This is a genomic window from Mesorhizobium sp. CA6 (assembly GCF_020165035.1).
In the GTDB taxonomy this organism is placed as follows: domain Bacteria; phylum Pseudomonadota; class Alphaproteobacteria; order Rhizobiales; family Rhizobiaceae; genus Mesorhizobium.
Genome location: NZ_JAIUHI010000003.1, coordinates 147,034 through 166,656, shown reverse-complemented (window position 1 = coordinate 166,656; position 19,623 = coordinate 147,034). Strand labels below are relative to the sequence as shown.

At 64.7% G+C, this 19,623-nt stretch carries 19 protein-coding genes; 8 read left to right on the top strand and 11 right to left on the bottom strand.

Going from position 1 to position 19,623, the window contains the following annotated elements; translation table 11 throughout:
• The first annotated feature begins 25 nt into the window (after nucleotides 1–25).
• Entirely contained in the window at nucleotides 26–556 is a 531-nt protein-coding gene (locus LB526_RS05230) for a hypothetical protein (protein ID WP_095766351.1), read from the top strand.
• 293 nt (nucleotides 557–849) lie between these two features.
• Nucleotides 850–1,134: an SCP2 sterol-binding domain-containing protein gene (locus tag LB526_RS05225; protein WP_224626639.1), complete on the top strand. Its 285-nt coding sequence runs from the start codon at nucleotides 850–852 to the stop codon at nucleotides 1,132–1,134.
• A 144-nt stretch (nucleotides 1,135–1,278) separates the two neighbouring features.
• On the opposite strand, the gene LB526_RS05220 is transcribed toward LB526_RS05225, so the two are convergent.
• Nucleotides 1,279–1,869, bottom strand: coding sequence for a GNAT family N-acetyltransferase (locus tag LB526_RS05220; protein WP_263483124.1), 591 nt, complete (start codon nucleotides 1,867–1,869; stop codon nucleotides 1,279–1,281).
• Between the two features lie 275 nt (nucleotides 1,870–2,144).
• A complete protein-coding gene (odc2, locus tag LB526_RS05215; protein ID WP_224626635.1) occupies nucleotides 2,145–3,278 on the bottom strand; it encodes an ornithine/lysine decarboxylase in 1,134 nt (377 codons plus the stop codon).
• Nucleotides 3,279–3,817: 539 nt separating this feature from the next.
• Between odc2 and LB526_RS05210 the strand changes: the two genes are divergently transcribed.
• From LB526_RS05210 to LB526_RS05195, 4 genes are all read left to right on the top strand, one after another.
• Nucleotides 3,818–5,014 carry an amidase gene (locus tag LB526_RS05210; protein WP_224626632.1) on the top strand — a complete coding sequence of 399 codons (1,197 nt, stop codon included), beginning with the start codon at nucleotides 3,818–3,820 and terminating at the stop codon, nucleotides 5,012–5,014.
• A gap of 2 nt (nucleotides 5,015–5,016) precedes the next feature.
• On the top strand, nucleotides 5,017–5,916 hold the full coding sequence (locus tag LB526_RS05205) for a LysR family transcriptional regulator (RefSeq protein WP_224626628.1): 900 nt from the start codon (nucleotides 5,017–5,019) through the stop codon (nucleotides 5,914–5,916).
• A 78-nt stretch (nucleotides 5,917–5,994) separates the two neighbouring features.
• The gene (locus LB526_RS05200; RefSeq protein ID WP_140688713.1) at nucleotides 5,995–6,663 is read left to right on the top strand and encodes a DUF1007 family protein; all 669 of its coding nucleotides are present in this window, start codon (nucleotides 5,995–5,997) and stop codon (nucleotides 6,661–6,663) included.
• A gap of 127 nt (nucleotides 6,664–6,790) precedes the next feature.
• A complete protein-coding gene (locus LB526_RS05195) occupies nucleotides 6,791–7,885 on the top strand; it encodes a nickel/cobalt transporter (RefSeq protein WP_263483108.1) in 1,095 nt (364 codons plus the stop codon).
• A gap of 65 nt (nucleotides 7,886–7,950) precedes the next feature.
• On the opposite strand, the gene denD is transcribed toward LB526_RS05195, so the two are convergent.
• Genes denD through LB526_RS05175 form a run of 4 tightly spaced genes read right to left on the bottom strand, consistent with a single transcriptional unit; the run spans nucleotide 7,951 to nucleotide 10,869 of the window.
• Nucleotides 7,951–8,925: a D-erythronate dehydrogenase gene (gene denD, locus LB526_RS05190; RefSeq protein ID WP_224626622.1), complete on the bottom strand. Its 975-nt coding sequence runs from the start codon at nucleotides 8,923–8,925 to the stop codon at nucleotides 7,951–7,953.
• Between the two features lie 2 nt (nucleotides 8,926–8,927).
• On the bottom strand, nucleotides 8,928–9,134 hold the full coding sequence (locus LB526_RS05185; RefSeq protein WP_224524247.1) for a hypothetical protein: 207 nt from the start codon (nucleotides 9,132–9,134) through the stop codon (nucleotides 8,928–8,930).
• Nucleotides 9,135–9,185: 51 nt separating this feature from the next.
• Nucleotides 9,186–10,169 (bottom strand): cation diffusion facilitator family transporter, encoded by a 984-nt coding sequence (locus LB526_RS05180; RefSeq protein ID WP_224524246.1) that lies wholly within the window; start codon nucleotides 10,167–10,169, stop codon nucleotides 9,186–9,188.
• 13 nt (nucleotides 10,170–10,182) lie between these two features.
• Nucleotides 10,183–10,869 (bottom strand): GNAT family N-acetyltransferase, encoded by a 687-nt coding sequence (locus LB526_RS05175; protein WP_224626619.1) that lies wholly within the window; start codon nucleotides 10,867–10,869, stop codon nucleotides 10,183–10,185.
• A gap of 82 nt (nucleotides 10,870–10,951) precedes the next feature.
• Between LB526_RS05175 and LB526_RS05170 the strand changes: the two genes are divergently transcribed.
• The gene (locus tag LB526_RS05170) at nucleotides 10,952–12,136 is read left to right on the top strand and encodes a pyridoxal phosphate-dependent aminotransferase (protein WP_224543377.1); all 1,185 of its coding nucleotides are present in this window, start codon (nucleotides 10,952–10,954) and stop codon (nucleotides 12,134–12,136) included.
• A 12-nt stretch (nucleotides 12,137–12,148) separates the two neighbouring features.
• Here the strand turns inward: LB526_RS05170 and LB526_RS05165 are convergent, their stop codons facing one another.
• The 3 genes from LB526_RS05165 to LB526_RS05155 all read right to left on the bottom strand — a co-directional run bounded on the left by LB526_RS05165 (nucleotide 12,149) and on the right by LB526_RS05155 (nucleotide 14,921).
• Entirely contained in the window at nucleotides 12,149–12,910 is a 762-nt protein-coding gene (locus LB526_RS05165; RefSeq protein WP_224543380.1) for an SDR family oxidoreductase, read from the bottom strand.
• Nucleotides 12,911–13,149: 239 nt separating this feature from the next.
• Complete coding sequence (locus LB526_RS05160) at nucleotides 13,150–13,881, bottom strand: tellurite resistance TerB family protein (protein WP_224524237.1); 732 nt, start codon at nucleotides 13,879–13,881, stop codon at nucleotides 13,150–13,152.
• Between the two features lie 122 nt (nucleotides 13,882–14,003).
• Nucleotides 14,004–14,921: a rhodanese-related sulfurtransferase gene (locus LB526_RS05155; protein WP_224626616.1), complete on the bottom strand. Its 918-nt coding sequence runs from the start codon at nucleotides 14,919–14,921 to the stop codon at nucleotides 14,004–14,006.
• A 157-nt stretch (nucleotides 14,922–15,078) separates the two neighbouring features.
• On the opposite strand from LB526_RS05155, the gene LB526_RS05150 reads away from it, so the two are divergent.
• Nucleotides 15,079–15,717: a 2-dehydro-3-deoxy-phosphogluconate aldolase gene (locus tag LB526_RS05150; protein ID WP_224543385.1), complete on the top strand. Its 639-nt coding sequence runs from the start codon at nucleotides 15,079–15,081 to the stop codon at nucleotides 15,715–15,717.
• A 70-nt stretch (nucleotides 15,718–15,787) separates the two neighbouring features.
• On the opposite strand, the gene LB526_RS05145 is transcribed toward LB526_RS05150, so the two are convergent.
• Entirely contained in the window at nucleotides 15,788–17,644 is a 1,857-nt protein-coding gene (locus LB526_RS05145) for a DUF882 domain-containing protein (RefSeq protein WP_224524230.1), read from the bottom strand.
• Between the two features lie 409 nt (nucleotides 17,645–18,053).
• Nucleotides 18,054–19,601 carry a sigma-54-dependent transcriptional regulator gene (locus tag LB526_RS05140; protein WP_224626614.1) on the bottom strand — a complete coding sequence of 516 codons (1,548 nt, stop codon included), beginning with the start codon at nucleotides 19,599–19,601 and terminating at the stop codon, nucleotides 18,054–18,056.
• Nucleotides 19,602–19,623: the final 22 nt, after the last annotated feature.

Here is a 19,623-nt window from a genome sequence, read left to right as displayed (position 1 = left end):
TGATAGAGGCGCAAGGACAGACCCGGTGATAAAATTCATCGCCGCCGCGCTGTGGATCTGCGCCGTGACGCTCGGCGCGGTCTTCTATTCCTTCCAGGCAGCGGGCCAGCGCGGCGCGGCCGAGCCGCCGAAGCCGATGCTGGGCGGCCTCGACTATGTCAAGACCGACATGATCTCGGTGCCGCTGCTGCGCGACGGCACGATCGAGGGCTATTTCCTCACCAAGCTCGTCTACACGGTGGAGCCGGACCAGATAAAGAAGCTGTCGATCCCGGCGCAGGCGCTGATGACCGACCAGGTCTATTCCTATCTCTATTCCAACCCGCAGATCGATTTCACCAAGAAGGAATCGATTGATCTCGACGCCTTCCGCAAGTCGATCCGCGACACCATCAACACCCGCGTCGGCGTCGAGCTGGTGCATGAGGTGTTGATCGACCAAGTCAACTTCCTGTCCAAGGACGATATCCGCGACAACGCGCTTCGACGCCGCAAGAATGCCGGTGACACCGCGGCGGCGATGACCAAGCCTTTCCAGGCGGCGCCGGAGCATTGACTGCCTGGCCGCGTCCGGAGGCGATAGACATGGCCCAGTTTTCCTAAGCGATATGACGCATGGTGACCGCGTTGACGTAAACGTCAACTCGAAGCTATATGCGCCTGTGGTCGCGCTGGAGCATGATCCCGAAAAGTGGGAACCGGGTTTCGGAAAAGGTCATGCTCCAACAAAAGAGTTAGATCAGGACGACGATTCAACGAAATGTCATCCTGATCTGGAGCGCGGCGCGTCTACCTCGCCCAGCGGCCAAGCGCCGGTGCGCGTCAACGCAACCAACGAGGAGAATCGCCATGGGCGTTCAGGAGATTGCCGACAAGATCAGGTCGCGCGTGGCAAGCGCCGGCTTCGAGCATTCGGTCAAGTTCGACACCGGCAGCGACGGCGTCATCGTCATCGACAGCGCGACCGTCTCGACCACCGATGCGCCGACCGACTGCACCGTCAAGCTGTCGCTCGACGATCTGGACTCGCTGATTGCCGGCGACCTCAATCCGACCATGGCCTTCATGTCCGGCAAGCTGAAGGTCGAGGGCGACATGAGCGTCGCCATGGCGCTCAGCCAGCTGCTCGGCTGACCCTTTGCAAAAACAGCAACGCCGCCCGATGGGCGGCGTTGCTGTTCTTGTCGAACCTAAAGCAATTCCAGGAAAAGTGCGTAGCGGTTAGGCTCGGCGCCTTCGCCGTAGCCTTCCGTCCGGAATTGCGTGAAAACAAAGGCTTCAGGCGACGAAGCCCAGCGCCTGTCCCTTGATCTTGCGGCCGGCGGCCTTGATCGTGCCTTTGGCGCCGTCCAGCGCGCCGTCCTGCAGTTCCAGCGCCAGAAGCCGGTGCCGCTCATAGGGGCCAGGCATGGCAAGCGCTCCCGTGCGGTCGGCTGAGAAGCCGAACCGCCCGTAATAGGGCGCATCGCCGACGAGCAGGATCGCGCCATGACCGAGCCGCGCGGCTTCGGCGAGTGCATGCCGCATCAGCGCCGAGCCGATGCCGCCGCTCTTCAAGCCCGGATCGACCGCGAGCGGGCCGAGCAGCAGCGCTGCCGGACCGCCCTCGCCCAACCTCACATCCCACAGCCGCACCGTGCCGACGACCGCGCCCGACGCATCGCGGGCGACAAAGGCCAGGCCTTCCGAGGGCCGGCGGCCGCGCCGCAGCTTCTCGGACGACTTCTTCTTGCGCTTCGGCCCGATGGCGCGGTCGAGCAGCGCTTCGCGCGCCGCGGCGTCGCCCGCGCCTTCGCCAAGGATGACGAAGGCCGGCGCCTGGGCGGCCCCCTCGTCCGGCGCGCCGCGCGAGCCAGCCTGTGCCCGCAGGGCCAGGGAGGGCGCAAACGCATTTTCAGGCGAAGTGGAAACCGCTTCGCCGTAAGAAAATGCGCCAAGAAGCACTGCCGTCGAGCCGTTCTCCCCCGCGGAGAAAAGCTCAGCCGACGGTCCGGACGAGGGGGCAATTTCAGTGGCCGCGAAGGCCGATTTGGTCAGGTATTCCATGTCCGCGATCCTTCACGAGCGGAGATCTGTCCCACAAGCGAGCCCGGGCGGGCGACAGGCGCCCGCGCCGGTTTGATCTGAGGTTTCTTGCGAACTGCTCAGATCACGTAGGATCGGAGAGGTTCGAAGCCGTTGAAGGCGACCGCCGAGTAGGTGGTCGTGTAGGCCCCGGTGCCTTCGATCAGCACCTCGTCGCCGATGGTCAGCGACAAGGGCAGCGGATAAGGCGTCTTCTCATACATCACGTCGGCCGAATCGCAGGTCGGGCCGGCGAGCACGCAGGGCGCGGTCTCCGAGCCGTCATGGCGGGTGACCAGCGGATAGCGGATCGCCTCGTCCATTGTCTCGGCGAGACCGCCGAACTTGCCGATGTCGAGGAACACCCAGCGCACATTGTCGTTGTCGGCTTTCTTCGAGATCAGCACGACTTCCGACTTGATGACGCCGGCATTGCCGACCATGCCGCGGCCCGGCTCGATGATCGTCTCGGGCAGCGCGTTGCCGAAATGCTTGCGCAGGGCCGAGAAGATCGCCTGGCCGTAGGCCTGGGCCGCCGGCACGTCCTTCAGGTAACGGGTCGGGAAACCGCCGCCCATGTTAACCATCTTCAAGACGATGCCTTCCTCGGCGAGCGTCGCGAACACCTTCCTGGCGTCGCCCAGCGCGCGATCCCAGGCCGACAGGTCGGTCTGCTGCGAGCCGACATGGAACGACACGCCATAGGCATCGAGGCCGAGGCCCTTGGCATGGCGCAGCACGTCGACGGCCATCGCCGGCACGCAGCCGAACTTGCGCGACAGCGGCCATTCCGCGCCTTCGCCGTCGGTCAGCACGCGGCAGAACACGCGCGAGCCGGGAGCGGCACGGGCGATCTTCTCGACCTCTTCGACGCAGTCCACGGCGAAAAGGCGAATGCCGAGCTGGTAGGCGCGTGCGATGTCGCGCTCCTTCTTGATGGTGTTGCCGAAGGAAATGCGGTCCGCCGGCGCGCCGGCATCCATCGCCATCTCGACCTCGGCAACCGATGCGGTGTCGAAGGACGAGCCCATCGCAGCAAGCAGGCGCAGGATTTCCGGCGCCGGGTTTGCTTTCACCGCATAGTAGATCTTGGAATCGGGCAACGCCTTCTCGAAGGCGCGGAAATTGTCGCGCACGACATCGAGGTCGACGACGAGGCAAGGGCCGTTCGGACGTCGGGTGGCGAGGAAATCAAGGATGCGCTGGGTGGCCATCGGGTCTCTCCATAACGCCTTTCGGCGCGCAATAAGGCTGCGGGACGCGGGCTGTCGGCCTCGCGAGCACGCGGTGGACAAAGGCGGGACGTCAAATCCATGGGACCAGCCGGTGGAGACCCCGGAACCATGAAATGCCGTCTCGCGGCGATGAACCTTGGCCTTGCCCGGCCTCGGTTCGCTTTGTCTGCCTTGGCTTGGATGGGAGACCCGTCCGCACTGCCGGCAATGAAGGTGTGCCTCTTTAGTAACCCCGGTCTTTGGACAACCGGAAGAGAACCAGAAAGGCCCGCACCGTCGTTGCTTCAAGGTGTCCTCGGTCTTGTGGTTGGCCACTGACCGACTGGAGGGGTTGGCTCCAGTTACCTTACCGATTGCCCTCACCATTCGAGGATCGGCGGACACCCACAGGCACGTGCGACTTTGGGCAAGCGCGATATAGGAGCGAAGGATTTCACAATCAATAAAAATCGTAAGTGCAGGTTGTAAAATTTCTGGCATCGAACAATGCTTGCCGCACTGTATCCGGATATCGAACGATGCCAGGAACTCAAGGACCGCTCAACGCCTTCCTCGATCTGCGCCAAATGCCTGTGGCGAATGCGGAATTGGGCCCGCTCGCAGGCCTTCGCCTGGCCGTCAAGGACATCTATGACGTCGCCGGCTACCGCACAGGCTGCGGCAACCCGCAAAAATTCGAGGAGGCGCACGCCGCCTCGCGCACGGCGCAAGCGGTGCAGACGATCCTCGACGCCGGCGCGCGATTCGTCGGCAAGACCCAGACCGACGAGCTGGCCTTCTCGCTGTTCGGCCAGAACGCGCATTTCCCCTATCCGGTCAATCCCGCCGCGCCCGAGCGCGTCACCGGCGGCTCCTCCTCCGGCTCGGCGGCCGCGGTTGCCGGCGGGCTGGCGAACATCGCCACCGGCTCCGACACCGGCGGCTCGATCCGTGCGCCGGCGAGCTTCTGCGGCCTGATCGGACTGCGCACCAGCCATGGCCGCATCCCGCTCGACGGCGCGATGAAGCTGGCATCGAGCTTCGACACTTTCGGCTGGTTCGCCGACGACATCGAAACCTATGAGGCGGTCGGCAAGCTGCTGCTTGGCCGCGATCCGCACCAGCACCCGCTCAACCGGCCGCTGTCGATCCGCTGGCTTGATGCCTTCGTCACCGGTCCAGCCGAAGCCGCCGAATATGCGCGTATGAAGGCGTCGGCGGCGGCCGTCGTCGGCCAGCCCGCGGAGACCGAATACGCCTTCGCCTCGTTCCCTGACGAGCTTTACTGGTGCTTCCGCCGCCTGCAGGCCTTCGAGGCCTGGCGCGAGCATGGTCCCTGGATTTCGGCCGGCGGCCGGCTCAGCCCGGGCGTCGAGGAGCGTTTCGGCTTCGGCCGCGCCATCGACGCCAAGACTGCCGCCACCGAAGCCGCGCGCCGCCTGGCGTTCCGGGCCGAATTCGCGGCGCTGCTCGGCAACAACGGCTTTCTGGTGCTGCCCACCGTTCCCGGCGCGGCGCCGCTCGCTTCAAGCACGCCCGAACAGTTCCAGGCCTTTCGCGAAAGGGCGCTGCATCTCTTGTGTCTCTCCGGTCTCTCGGGCTTTCCGCAGATCACCTTGCCGATCGGCTCCGTGGACGGCGCACCCTTCGGCCTTTCGCTGCTCGGCCCTTCCGGCAGCGACGTTGCCCTGATACGGCTCGGCCGCAGGATTCTCGACGCGGCTCGAAAGGTCTGACCATGGATACATTGACGCGCATGCGCGCCTTCATCGACGTGGTCGAGGCGGAAGGCTTTTCGGCCGCGGCGCGCAAGATCGGGCGCTCCAAGGCGCTGTTGTCGAAATATGTGCGCGAGCTGGAGGACGAGCTCGGCGCGCTGCTCTTAAACCGCACAACGCGCCAGTTCTCGCTGACCGAAGCCGGCCACACCTATTATCAGCGCGCCTCCGAGATCGTGCGCGAGGTCGACAGCCTCGCCGAGGCGGTGCGCCAGTCATCCGGCGACGTTCGCGGCAGGATCAAGCTGTCGGCCGCCCGCACCTTCGCCGATGCGCCGATCGGCCAGTCGCTGGTCGACTTTGCCAGGCAGCATCCCGACATCGTGCTCGACGTCCATCTCGACGACCGCTTCGTCGATCTTGTCGAGGAAGGGTTCGATCTTGCCGTGCGCATCTCGCGGCTGGAGAACTCCTCGCTGATCGCCAGGCGGCTGGCGCCGTTCTCGGTCAGGCTTTGCGCGTCGCCGGAGCTGATCGCCAGGCACGGCAAGCCGACACGGCCGCAGGATCTCGCCAATATGCCGTGCATCGTCGACACCAACGGCCGCTCGCTGTCCAACTGGCGCTTCAAGGGCGAGGGCGAGGACTCCATCAGCGTCGCCGTTTCGGGTCCGATCGAGGTCAACAGCCCGATCGTGGCGAGAGCCGCCGCCCTCTCCGGCCTGGGCTTCGCCATGCTGCCGGATTTCATCGCCGCCCCCGACGTTGCGTCCGGCAAGCTGGTCACCGCGCTCGACGATCGTCTCCCGACGGGCACCGGCATCTTCGCCGTCTACCCGCACCGCCGCTATCTGCCGGCCAAGGTAAGGGTCCTCGTCGATTTCCTGGTACAGTGGTTCAAGACGCGCGACACAGCGTGATAACCCGCGTCCCAATTTCGCCCCCTTTATGTTAACTGTCGGGTCTCACTCCCGAAGTCGATGGAATCGCGGCCCGGAATGCATCTGAAACGGCAAGCAACCATGCTGGCTTCGGCCATAGTGGCCACGTTCGCCTCGGTCGAGCAGGCCGAAGTGCACCCGCATGTTTTCGCCGAGGCTCGCCTCGACGTCATCCTCAGCCAGGATCACCAAAGTGTGACGGCGCTGCGCCACCTTTGGCGCTTCGACGACCTGTTTTCGAGTACGGTGATGATGGAGTTCGACAAGAACTCCGATCTGAAACTTGATGACAAAGAGCTCAAGGAAGTGGCCGACACCGTCCATTCCTCGCTTGCCGAGTTCAATTACTTCCAGCTCGTCACCCAGGACGGCAAGGACGTGCCTATGGTGCCGCCGCCGCATCTGATGGCGAACTTCGACAACGACCAGCTGATCATCCTGTTCGAGTCGCAGCCGAAGACGCCGATCAAGCTCGCCGGCAAAGTCGACATCGGCGTCTACGATCCGACCTTCTATACGGCGATCGACTTCACCGACGACGCCAACCTTGCCGTCGAAGGCCTGCCATCGACCTGCACCAAAAAGGTCATCCGGCCCGATCCTGACGAGGCGATCAAGGAAAACCAGAAGACCCTGACGGAGGCGTTCTTCAACGATCCGACAGGCACCAACATGAGCAAGATCTTCGCCACCAAGCTCGAGTTGAACTGCCCGCCGGAAGGATGATTTGGTGATGAAACCGTCGCTGCGCGCAAGCAGGTTCCGCAAAAGTGTCTCACGGTTTTGCGATCGGAACCTGCGACAAACAAGGGAATCCAAACGGATATTAGTGGCGCATCCCACGAATATCCGCTTGGCCCTCGGGCTCTTGGCCGCCGCCTTGATTGTGACCCATCTGCCTGTCGCGGCGCACGCGCAAAGTTCGCTCGGCATCGGCACCAATGACGGCATGGCGCCGACCGCAACGGGTCCGTTCGCCCATATCCTGATGTGGATCAATCTGCGTCAGCAGGAGTTCTACCATTCGCTGGCGACCGCCATGAAGGCGATGCGCCAAGACGGCAGCAAGCTTAGGCTGCTGATCGGCTTGTCCTTCGCCTATGGCATCTTCCACGCCGCCGGCCCCGGCCACGGCAAGGCGGTGATCTCGTCCTACATGGTCGCCAACGAAGTGGCGTTGAGACGCGGCATCATGCTCTCCTTCGTCTCGGCGCTGCTGCAGGGCCTGACGGCGGTGGTCGTCATGATGCTTGCCTATTTCGTGCTGCGCGGCACCGCGATCTCGATGACCGACGCGGCCTGGTTCCTCGAAATCTCGAGCTACGTGCTGGTGACGCTGTTCGGCGCCTGGCTTTTGTGGCGCAAGCTCGGTCCGTCGATCTTGCGCCTGTTCGGCAGGACGCCTGCCTACAGCCTGTCGGCCGCTCATGCCGGCCATTCGCATGGCGGGCACGCAGGGCATTCGCACGCTCATGCGCATGCACTGCACGTGCATGACGATCATGATCATTCCCGCGGTCACGATCACATTGATCACGACCACCACGACCATGGCCCAGGCGAAGTCTGCGACGCCTGCGGTCATTCGCATGCGCCGGACCCGGCGATGCTTTCGGGCGACCGCTTCGACTGGCGCACGGCCTGGTCGGCGGTGGCCGCCGTCGGCATCCGCCCCTGCTCCGGCGCGCTGATCGTGCTGAGCTTCGCGCTGCTCAACGGCCTGTGGGTCGGCGGACTGCTGTCCGTGCTGGCGATGTCGATCGGCACCGCGATCACCGTCTCGGCGCTGGCGACGATCGCAGTGCTGGCAAAGAACTGGGCGGTCTATTTCGCCGGCGACGGACGCCTCGGCAACCGCATCCATTCCATCGTCGAGATCGGCGGCGCGGCCTTCATCTTCCTGGTCGGCCTGCTGCTGTTGTCGGCCGGCTTGTCGGGCGGCGCCTGACCAAGCAGTGCCCAAAGCTGTATTGAGCTTCGCGTCAGCCCTGCATCACCTGGTATCGACAGACGTCAGGCGATCTTCCCGCCGAGCTCATCCTCGATATGCGCGCGGATGATTTCGTCGAAACTGCTTTCGGCGGCAAATCCCAATTCCCTCGCCCGCCTGGCCTCGAACCGCGTCGGCCAGCCTTTGACGATCGCCCAGACGGTCTCGTCGGGCTGCTCGCGGATCCGTTTCGCGACCTCGGCGCCGGCGATGCGTTCCAGCGCCTCGATCTGCTCGCCGACCGTGACGGCGACGCCCGGCATTGTGAGATTGCGGCGCGGACCAACCTTGTCGCCGTCGATCTCGGCCGCGTGGACGAGGAAATTCACCGCCGAACGCGGGCTGGCATGAGTATGCAGCACCGATCGCGGCACCGGCAGGATCGCCTCCTGGCCGGCGAGCGGCTCGCGGATGATGCCTGAGAAGAAGCTCGACGCCGCCTTGTTCGGCTTGCCAGGGCGGACGCAGATCGTCGGCAGCCGGATGCCGATGCCGTCGAAGAAACCGCGCCGCGTATAATCGGCGAGCAGCGCTTCGCCCATCTGCTTCTGCGTGCCGTAGGAGGTGAGCGGCGTCGGATGGAATTCGTCCGGGATGACGTCCGGAAACGGCGCGCCGAACACGGCGATCGACGAGGTGAAGACGAGGCGCGGCGCGAACGCCGCCAGCCGCACGGCGTCAAACAGGGTGCGCGTGCCGTCGAGATTGACGCGATAGCCGAGGTCGAAATTAGCCTCTGCCTCGCCCGAGACGATGCCCGCCAGATGGAAGATCACATCCGGGCGCGGAGCCACGAGAGCGGACATGGCGCCGGGCGCGGAAAGATCGCCGGTATGGATCGAGACATCGACGCCGGCGAGCGCCGGCGCCTGCGGCGCCACGATGTCATGCAGGTCGAGCGCCGTGATCTTTCGCCCGCGCAAGGCGCCGTCCTTGGCGAGCCGCGCGATAAGCTTGCGGCCGACCATGCCGGCCGCGCCCGTGATCAGTATTCTCATCTTCAGAGACCTTTCTTGCGCTGGCTGCGTCCGCGCAGCCACAGGACGACGAACAGACCGACCATGAAGATCGCGGCGATGACGGCCGCCAGCACCGTCGACACCTTGCCGGCGGCCAGCATGATGGCCGGCAGGAAATAGGCCGCGAGACCGAACACGAGCAGTATCACGGCCGCAGCGGTCGCCGCGTTCTTTGTGTCACGATCCATCAGCTGGCGTTCTTCAGTTCGAGGCTGTTCGGGTTCATCATCACGCCGCGATCAGTGATAGTGCCGGCGATCGCGCGGCGCATCATGCGCATGGTCGTGATCATGATGGTGGTCGTGCTCGTCATGGCTGTCCGCGCATTGGCCGAATTCGGGTTCGACAGTGGCATGCTCGATGCCATGCTCGGCCGCAAGCCGTTTCTTGATGGCGCTCACCGCCACATGCGCATCGACGCCGTCATTCAGGCAAGCATGCAGCGTCGCCATGTTGGAGGTCCCGTCGAGAGACCAGACATGCATATGGTGCACCTCGCGCACGCCCTTGACAGCGCCTTCGATGTCCTTGGCGATCAGGTCGCGATCGAGGCTGGCCGGCACGCCTTCGAGCAGGACGTGGGCCGCCTGGCGCATCAGCGACCATGCCGTCGACAGAATGAGCAGCGACACCAGCACCGACAGGATCGGATCGATGGGCGTCCAGCCGGTTGCCAGGATGATGAGGGCTGCCGCGATTGCCGCGGCTGAGCCAAGCAGGTCGCCCAGCACATGCAGGATGGCGCCGCGCATGTTGAGGCTTTCCCGATCGCCGCCATGCAGCACGAAGAAGGAGGCGATGTTGACCAGAAGGCCTGCCACCGCCACCACCAGCATCGGCCCGCCGAGCACCGGCGCCGGGTTCATCAGCCGCCCCCAGGCCTCGTAGACGATCCAGAGCGCGATGACGAAGATGGCGATGCCGTTGGTGTAGGCGACGAGCGTCTTCACCCGGGCGAAGCCATAGGTGAGACGGCCGGTGGCCGGACGGCCCGTCAGGTGGAAGGCATACCAGGCAAGACCGAGCGCGATGGCGTCCGCCAGCATGTGCCCGGCATCGGCGACCAGCGCCAGCGATCCGGTCAGCCAGCCGCCCAGTGCCTCGGCGACCATGAAGCCCGCGGTCAGGCAGGTCGCGATCAGCACCCGTTTCTTGTCGGTCGAGCCATGCACATGGCCGGCACCGGCCGGGCCGTGATCGTGCGAAGCGTGGTCATGCGCCATCGCTGAACTCCTGTCACGCGCCGAAATCAGCGCGGAAATCCTCAAGCCGCCGCCTCTGGCCGCCTTCGCCATCGAAATTCGCCGGATCGAGCCAGCCCTCATAGGCTTTGCGCAAGGCCGGCCATTCCTTGTCGATGATCGAATACCACGCCGTGTCGCGGTTTTCACCCTTGACCACAAGGTGTTGCCGGAAGATGCCTTCGAACGTGAAGCCGAAGCGCTCGGCGGCGCGCTTCGAGGGCTCGTTGCGGTTGTTGCACTTCCACTCGTAACGGCGGTAGCCGAGATCGTCGAAGAGATATTTCGCAAACAGGAACTGCGCCTCGGTCGCGGCCGGCTTGCGCGAGATCAGCGGGCCCCAATAGATGTTGCCGATTTCGCCGACGCCGTTGTTGGCGTCGATGCGCATCAGCGTCTGACGCCCAGCGACCTTGCGGCTCGCCTTGTCGATGACGGTGAAGAACAGCGGGTCCTCGCTCGCTTCGGCCTTGTCCAGCCAAGGCTGGAAGGCCGCGCGGGTCTCTGGCGGATAGTCCGGCAGCCAGGCGAAACGTCCGCCGGCATCCGAAACCGAGGAGGCCTCGTAGAGGCCGTCGCCATGCTTTGCCGCGCTCAGCGGCTCGAGCCTGACGGTGCGTCCCTCTATCGCTTTGCGCTCCGGCCGCGGGCGCGGCTGCCAATTCTTCAGATCTTCCGACACGGCCATTCCAATCCGTTTGACTTTTGCCTGCGGACGGTCACAAAAACGCTCGCTCACAGAAAGAACCACAGGATCGGGAAAAATGCTCCACACGATCGCGGCCTTCGACCGTCTCGGCGAGGAAAATGCCTTCGCGGTGCTGGCGAGGGCCACCGCGCTTGCCCATCAGGGTCGCGACATCGTCAACCTCGGCATCGGCCAGCCCGACTTCAAGACGCCGCAGCACATCGTCGAGGCGGCGATCAAGGCGCTGCGCGACGGCCACCATGGCTACACGCCGGCAAACGGCCTCTTGGCCACCCGCGAGGCCGTCGTGCGCCGCACGCTGACCACCACCGGCGTCGAGGTGTCGCCCGAGAACGTGATGATCCTGCCCGGCGGCAAGCCGACCATGTTCGCCGCGATCCTGATGTTCGGCGAGGCCGGCACCGAGATCCTCTACCCCGATCCCGGCTTTCCGATCTACCGCTCGATGATCGAGTTCACCGGCGCCACTCCGGTGCCGGTTCCGATCCGCGAGGAGAACGGCTTTGCCTTCTCGGCCGGGGAGACGCTGGCGCTGATCACGCCCAGGACCAGGCTGCTGATCCTCAACTCGCCCGCCAATCCGACCGGCGGCGTTACCCCGCGGGCCGAGATCGAGAAGCTGGTCAAGGGCCTGGAGAAGCACCCTGAGGTCGCCATCATGTCCGACGAGATCTACGACGTCATGACCTATGACGGCGAGACCCACTGCTCGCTACTCAATTTCCCCGAGATCCGCGACCGGCTGATCGTGCTCAACGGCTGGTCGAAGACCTGGGCGATGACCGGCTGGCGCATGGGCTGGTCGATCTGGCCGAACGGCGACAAGGGCGCGCATCTCTACGACAAGGTTCGCAAGCTGGCGGTGAACTGCTGGTCCTGCGTCAACGCGCCGAGCCAGTTCGCCGGCATCGCCGCGATCGACGGCCCGCAAGACGACGTCGAGAAGATGATGCGCGCCTTCGACAACCGCAGGAAGATCGTGGTCGAAGGGCTGAACGCGCTCCCGGGCATTTCCTGCATCACGCCTAAAGGTGCCTTCTATGCCTTCCCCAATGTCTCGAAGACCGGCTGGAAGGCCAAGAAGCTTGCCTCGGCGCTGTTGGAAGACGCCGGCGTGGCGCTCATCGGCGGCCCCGATTTCGGCGTGCTCGGCGAAGGCTATATCCGGCTTTCCTACGCCAATTCGGAGGAGAACATCCTGCGCGCGCTGGAGCGGATCGAGGCGTTCCTGAACAAGTGATCGATCAGGCGCTCATCCACGCCCAACGAATGGCATCTTCGTCGCCATCACCGTCATGAACAGCACATTGGCGTCGAGCGGCAGGCTGGCCATATGCAGCACCGCGTCGGCGACGCGCTGCACATCCATCACCGCCTCGGCGGCGATCGAGCCGTTGGCCTGCGGCACACCCACCGTCATCGGCTGCGCCATCTCGGTCAGCGCATTGCCGATGTCGATCTGGCCGCAGGCGATGTCGAAGGGCCGACCGTCGAGCGCCAGCGTCTTGGTGAGCCCGGTGATCGCGTGCTTGGTCGCCGTATAGGGCGCTGAGCCTGGGCGCGGTGCATAGGCCGACACAGAGCCGTTGTTGATGATCCGGCCGCCCATCGGCTTCTGCCGCCGCATCGCACCGAAGGCTGCGCGAGCGCACAGGAACGATCCGGTGAGATTGACGCCGACGACGTCGTTCCAGACCTCGACCGGAATCTCGTCGATCAGCGTCGACTTGTAGCCCATGCCGGCATTGTTGAAGAGCAGGTCGACGCGGCCGAAGCCTTCGAGCACGGTCTCGAACATGTCGTCGACTTCCTCGGCCTTGCTGATGTCGCAGGCGATGGCCAATGCCTTGGCCTGCGTCTTCCCTGCCTCTGCGATCGCCTCATCCAGCAGCGTCTTGCGGCGGCCGCAGAACACCGTGTTCCAGCCTGCCTTGAGCAGCGCCGTCGCGACGCTCTTGCCGATGCCGGTGCCGGCGCCGGTAACGATGGCGGTCTTCTCTGCTATGGCTGTCATCGCCGTCCTCCGGTCATGGATGGAAAGACGTGGCATCGCAAATGCCTGGGGTCATGGCAAGCCGCTGTTGGCAATAAAGAAAAGGCCAACAAAAAGGGCGGCCATTGGCGACCGCCCCGATCTGAACCGTGCTTGGGAGGAAGAAAAGCCGGTCCGACTGATTAGAATGATGCGCTTGCTGGGTTAACGGAAGATTAACGACCGGCAAGGCCTCCCCGAAGGACGTTTACCACGCCGAATCACCACGGCGAATTGGGCGCCGTTCCCGCCGGCACCTTGGCCGCCGAAACCGTCGCCTCGACATGATCGACCAGGGCGTCCGGCAGTCCGAGGCGGCCGGCGAGCAGGTCGAGATAACCGCGCTCGGTGCGCGTGTCGGGATCGATGGTGAGCCGCGAGGCGGTATAAAGCTCGAGCTTCTGCGCATCGGTCTTGGCGCCGGCGATCAGCGCGTCGAGATCGAGCGGGCTTTCGAGCTCGGCAAGCAGGAACTTTTCCGCTTCGGCCCCGATGCCCGCGAGCTTGAGCTTGTCGGCGATCTTCTTGCGCTCGTCATCGTCGACATGGCCGTCTGCCTTCGCCGCCGAGATCATTGCCCTGACCAGCGTCAGCGTGAACTCGGCCTCGCCCTGCGGCGCCTGCGAGGGGTGGAAGGCGGTGTCGGCCGGCGGCGGCAGCAGCTCTGGCTCGCTGCCGGCCGGTGCCTGCGCCGGCTCCTTGCCGGCCTTGTAATTCTGATAAGCCTTGTAGGCGAGGCCTCCGATCGCAGCCAGGCCGCCGAGCTTGACGGCCGCGCCCGTCACCTGCCGGCCAGTGCCGGTGCCGAGCAGCACGGCTGCCAGCGCGCCGGCGGCGAGCGGATTGTCCTTTGCCATCTGCACCGCCTGCCCCGCCTTGTCGCGGACAGTCGAGCCGGTCCCGGGGATTTGCGAGCCGAGAAGGTCGTCGAGCAGCTTCTTGGGATCGAGCATCAATGCCTCCAGAATGGGCCCGGCGAACGCGCCCGGGCAGGGTTTCGGACCGGCAAGAGGTAGGCCCCGTGCATCGACATTACAATGACGGGGCCAGCTTTTCGCTCGCAGAACTGGCCGCTCTAATTGCCGATATGGCGCTTGCCGCCGCGCGCTTGCGCCAGCTCGACCTGGCGGTGGCGTTCGGCATAGCGCTCGCGATCCTCGTCGGACCGCACTTCAAAGCAATGCGGGCATGAGACGCCGATTGCGTATTTCGGCGACAGCCGGTCCTCGACCGTCAGCGGATGCCGGCAAGCCCGGCAGAGCTCCGCCTCCCCCTCGACCAGACCATGCGAGACGGAGACCCGCTCGTCGAACACGAAACATTCGCCTTGCCAGAGGCTCTCTTCGGCCGGCACGTCCTCCAGATATTTCAGGATGCCGCCCTTGAGATGGAAAACGTTTTTGAGGCCGAGCGACTTCACATAGGCCGTCGCCTTCTCGCAGCGAATGCCGCCGGTGCAGAACATCGCCACCTTGCGACCTTCGAGCTCTCCACGATGCTGCTCGACCCAGGCGGGGAACTCGCGGAAGCTGGTGGTCTTGGGATCGACCGCACCCTGGAAAGTGCCGAGCGAGACCTCGTAGGCGTTGCGGGTGTCGATGACGAGCGTGTCGGTGTCCGAGATCAGCGCGTTCCAGTCGGCCGGCGCGACATAGGTTCCGGCGCTCGCCGCCGGATCGATATCCTCGACGCCCATGGTGACGATCTCGCGCTTCAGCCGCACCTTCATGCGGTGGAACGGCATTTCGGCGGCGGCGCTGTATTTGACTTCGAGACCGGCAAGGCCTTCGATGGCCTGCAGATGGTCCACAAGCGCGGCAATCGCTTCCTCGCTGCCGGCGACGGTGCCGTTGATGCCTTCACGCGCCAGAAGCAGCGTGCCCTTGATGCCGCGGCCGCAGCAGAAGGCGGCAAGCGGCGCGCGAAGGGCCTCGTATCCGTCGAGCCGCGCGAATTTGTAGAGCGCGGCGACCCGGACTGGCTGAATCTCCATAGCAGTTGTCATGGTCATGCCACTAGACCGTGGTGAAAGCCGTTTCAAGGCGACCGATATTCAGCTGGCCACGCGGCATCACGACACGCCGGGCTTCGTGGACTTGGCATATCCCTTCTGCTAATCGGTTTAAAACGATCGAGATGGAGACCAGCACATGACCAGCAAAACCGAAAAGCTCCTGTCGCTCCTCAATGGTCAGCCGGTCATCCCGGTGCTCAAGATCGCCAACGTGGCAGATGCCGTGCCGCTCGCCCGCGCGCTTTCGCGTGGCGGTTTGCGGGCCATCGAGATCACCTTGCGCACCGCCGATGCGCTGGAAGCGATCCGCCGCGTCGCGGCCGAGGTCGAGGACGCGGTCGTCGGCGCCGGCACCATTCTCGATGCCAAGCAGTTCGAAGAAGCAGCCCGCGCCGGTTCGAAATTCATCGTCAGCCCCGGCATCACCAGTCAGCTTCTCGACGCGGCCAAGGACAGCCCCGTGCCGCTGCTGCCCGGCGCCATCACGCCCGGCGAGATCATGGCCGCGCGCGAAGCCGGCCTGCGCTTCCTCAAATTCTTCCCGGCCGAGCAGTCCGGCGGCATCGCTTCGCTGAAGGCTTTCGCCTCGCCGCTCGCCGACGTGAAATTCTGCCCGACCGGCGGCATCACGGCCAAGAACGCCGCCGACTATCTGAGCCTCCCCAACGTCATCTGTGTCGGCGGCTCCTGGGTCGCGCCCGACGATCTCATCAAGGCCGGCAAGTGGGACGAGATCGAAGCGCTGGCGCGTGAGGCGAGCAAGCTCAAGAAGTAATCGGTCCGCCCCATAAAGCAAGGCCGCGCTGGCGGGCCAACGCGGCTTTTCAGCGGCCACGCTGGCTCGCCTATTTCGTTTGGAAGCGCGCGACCGAGAGGAATTTCACCGCGTTGCCCGTGAACCGGCTTGCGTCCGGCACCCCGCCATCCGCCTGGAAGCCGGCCGTATACACTTCGCTCGGCGGCGTATGCACGATGTTATAAGCATAGCGCGGCGCTGTCGTCGGGTCGGATACCGTGGCAATGTTGACGCCGCTGCCCAACGCCCAGCGCGCGGCTTGCGGCGGCGTCGCCACCACCATGGCCTTGGGCCCGGGCTTCAGATCGTGGGCTGACGCCCTGGCTTCCTTGGCCGTCGTCTTCACGCCGGCGCCAATCGCCTGCGCCGGATCGCTCCCGGCCGGGAGCGCGGCAATGGCCTGGCGCGGCGAGGCCGCATCGACGCCCGACGGATCGTTGAATGCGGAGCGCGGCTCCGGCTCGGTCAGCGACGCAAGCTGATATTCGGCGCCGCCGACGCCATCGGCCTCGACGGTGGCATTGGCCTGTTCGAGAACGGCTTTGACCTCGTCCTGCTTGCCGGGCTGCGGCCGTGCGGTCGGCAGCACGGAGAACGCGTCGGTCGCGCTCTTGTCCTGCGAAGCCGTTTCGGCCAGCGCCAGAAGCACGCTCTTGTCCTTCGGCGCCAGATCGGCCGGCGTCGCCGAGCGGTCGGGACGCCAGGTCGGCAGCGGGATGTTGTTGACCGCTACCTGGGCCGGATCGGTGCTCGCGGCCTCGGCGGCGCTGGCCGTGGCGAACGGAACCTTGTCCGGCACCGGCGCCTGCGCAGTCGAAACCGCCTGCTCCGTCGTCGCCGAGGCATCCGCCATGGCGAACGGCACGTTCTGCGGCGTCTGCTGGCCGACATCAACCTTCGGACGCGGCGCGAAATCGGGCAGCGGGATTTCCTTGGGCGGCAGGGCGGCGATGATCGTCTCCGGCGTATCCTGCTGTTGCTCGTCGGCGCCGTCATCCGCGATCTGCGGGATGCTGGCGCGCTTGGCATCCTTCGGCGAAACAATCGCGATGCCCGGAAGATTGCTGTCGCGTGCCGTGGCAGCAGTAGCGACCTGAACCTGCTTCACGGCTTTCCGCTGGGGCGCTGGGGCACTTTCATCGGCGGCGTCGTCGGCCTCGTCGGCACCGCCGCCGAAAAGGGCCGCGAGCAGGCCGCCGGAGCGCTTGGTCGAGCCGCCGGCGCTGGCCAGTTCGATGTTCGGGGTGCCGGCCCCCTTGCGGGCCTGGTAAGCTGCCACTGCTTGCTCATAGCCGGGCAGCGGGCGTCCGTCGCTCGGCACATGCAGCGTCTTGCCGTTGGGGAACAGACTGACCAGTTCCTGGCGGCTGATGCCCGGCCAATGGCGCACGTTGCCGACATCCATATGCACGAAGGGCGACCCGGAAGTCGGGTAATAGCCGACGCCGCCGCCCTGCATCTTGAGGCCGATGTTGCGCAGTTTCTTCAACGGCACGCCGGGGATGTAGAAATCCATCGCCTTGCCCAGCATGTGCTGGCTCTTCTCGGCGACGCCGCGGCTGCGCGAGCGCAACAGCGCGTTGGTCGACGGCGAGCGATAGCCGCAGACGACCTGGATATAGTCGGTCGCGCCGCTTTCGCGATAGGCTTCCCAGACGAGGTCGAGCAGCCGCGGGTCCATCTTGGTCGGCTCGTTGCGGCGCCAGTCGCGCAGGATGATGTTGATCTTGCGCAGGCCTTCGGGATCGTAGCGACCATTGCGCTTGTAGACGATCTCGGCCTTCTCGTGGGTGTGCAGGTGATAGAGCTTGAGCGTACGAACCTCGGCCCGGGCGCCCGACGTCGCCGCGGACAGAAAACCGACGGCCAAAATCACGAACGTCAGCCACCTCGGCCAGACGCTCATGTTAAAATGCCGCCGTTGTTGTGTCGTTCGACTTTGTTCAAATCAAATGGCCTTGCAGGCTGCCGTTTGTCCCCGGATTTGACCAAACGGATGCGTCGTTTTCACATCCGAATATCGATCCTAATGGTTAATCATCGTTTATTGAAGCCGAAATGCGGTAACACCGTGGCGATATCCCGTCAAAAATGATGCACGGCATTTCGTGGTAAACCGCTGGTTTATATCAAGAATCCGGTCTCGCCGAGAACACGATCTGTTACCGTTAGCCTTAATGCGTGATCCTTGGCAACGCCAACCGCTGAAAACCAAGCGTTTTCAGGTCAAAAGCGACAATTTGATTCGGATTTTAGGCAGGCAAGCTGGTTCGAGGCTTGCCCCTCATGAGGCAAGCTGGTTCGAGGCTTGCCCCTCATGAGGCAAGCCGGTCGACGCGACCAGCTTCGGGATCAATGCCATATTCTTTCAACTTGCGGTAGAGTGTCGAGCGGCCGATGCCCAATCGCCGGGCGACTTCGCTCATCTGGCCGTTGTAATGGTCGATCGCAAGCTTGATCATCTCGAGCTCGACGTCGGCTAGCGCCCGCACATTGCCGCGCTCATCGAGCGCACGGAGCGTTCCGAAACGCGGCTGCGGCCTGGCTGACGCTTCGCCGTCGGACAAGCCGGCTCCCATTGCATCTGCGACAGTCTCATCCCCTTGGCGAGTCGTGTCCGCAACCGTATCGGTGATGGCGGACCTCGGTTCCGCTCCGAGATTCACGGTTCCTTCCACCTGCGCCCGGATCTGCGGGAATTCCTCCTCGGTCAGCACGTCGCCCTCGGCAAGCACCGACGCCCGGAAGACCGCATTCTCCAGCTGGCGGATGTTGCCCGGCCAGTCATAGGCCTGGAGCATCGCAAGCGCCGTGGCCGATATGCCGGCAAGGCGGCGGCGCGGATCGGTCGGAGCGACCTTTTCCATGAAATGCCGGACCAGGTAGGGAATGTCGTCGCGGCGGTCGCGCAGCGGCGGCACGAAGATCGGGTAGACGTTCAGCCGGTAGAACAGGTCCTCGCGGAACTTGCCGTCCTTGACCTGCTGCAGAAGGTTGCGGTGCGTGGCCGAGATCAGCCTTATATCGACCTTGACGGTCGAGCGGCCGCCGACAGGATCGACCTCGCCTTCCTGCACGGCACGCAAAAGCTTGACCTGGACGTCGAGCGGCAGGTCGCCGATCTCGTCGAGGAACAGCGTGCCGGAATTCGCCTCGACGAATTTGCCGATGTGCTTGTCCGTTGCGCCGGTGAAGGAGCCCTTCTCATGGCCGAACAGGATCGATTCGACCAGATTGTCGGGGATAGCGCCGCAATTGACGGTGACGAAGGGCTTCGAGCGACGATCGCCGCTGCCCTGGATGGCCCGCGCCACCAGCTCCTTGCCGACGCCGGATTCGCCCTCGATCAGGATCGGGATGTTGGAGGCCGCCGCCTTCTGCCCGAGGCGTATCACGCGGTCCATTGCCGGGCTGCGCGTGATCATGTCCTTGAAGGTGAGGTGGCCGCCGCCGCGCCGCCGCGAAGCGCGCTTCATCTCGTCCTCGACGGCTTCCACCTTGAGCGCGTTGGAGATCGCGGTCTGCAGCCTGTCAGGCGACGCCGGCTTGACGACGAAGTCGAAGGCGCCGTGCCGCATCGCCGAGACGACGGTTTCGATGCCGCCCTGGGCGGTCTGCACGATGACGGGAATGTTGATGGCGCGCTCGCGCATCGCCTTCAGCACGCCGATGCCGTCGAGACCGGGCATGACGAGATCGAGAATGACGACGGAGACCTCGCGCGCGTTCGGCCCGTCGAGCACGTCGAGGCCGGCGGCGCCGCTATCCGTGACGATCGCGGTGTGGCCGAACTTGGTCAACGCGGCCTCGACCAGCCTGCGCTGCACCGGATCGTCATCGACTATGAGTATGGAACCTGTCATGACTGTTTGAGTTGTCCGCCCG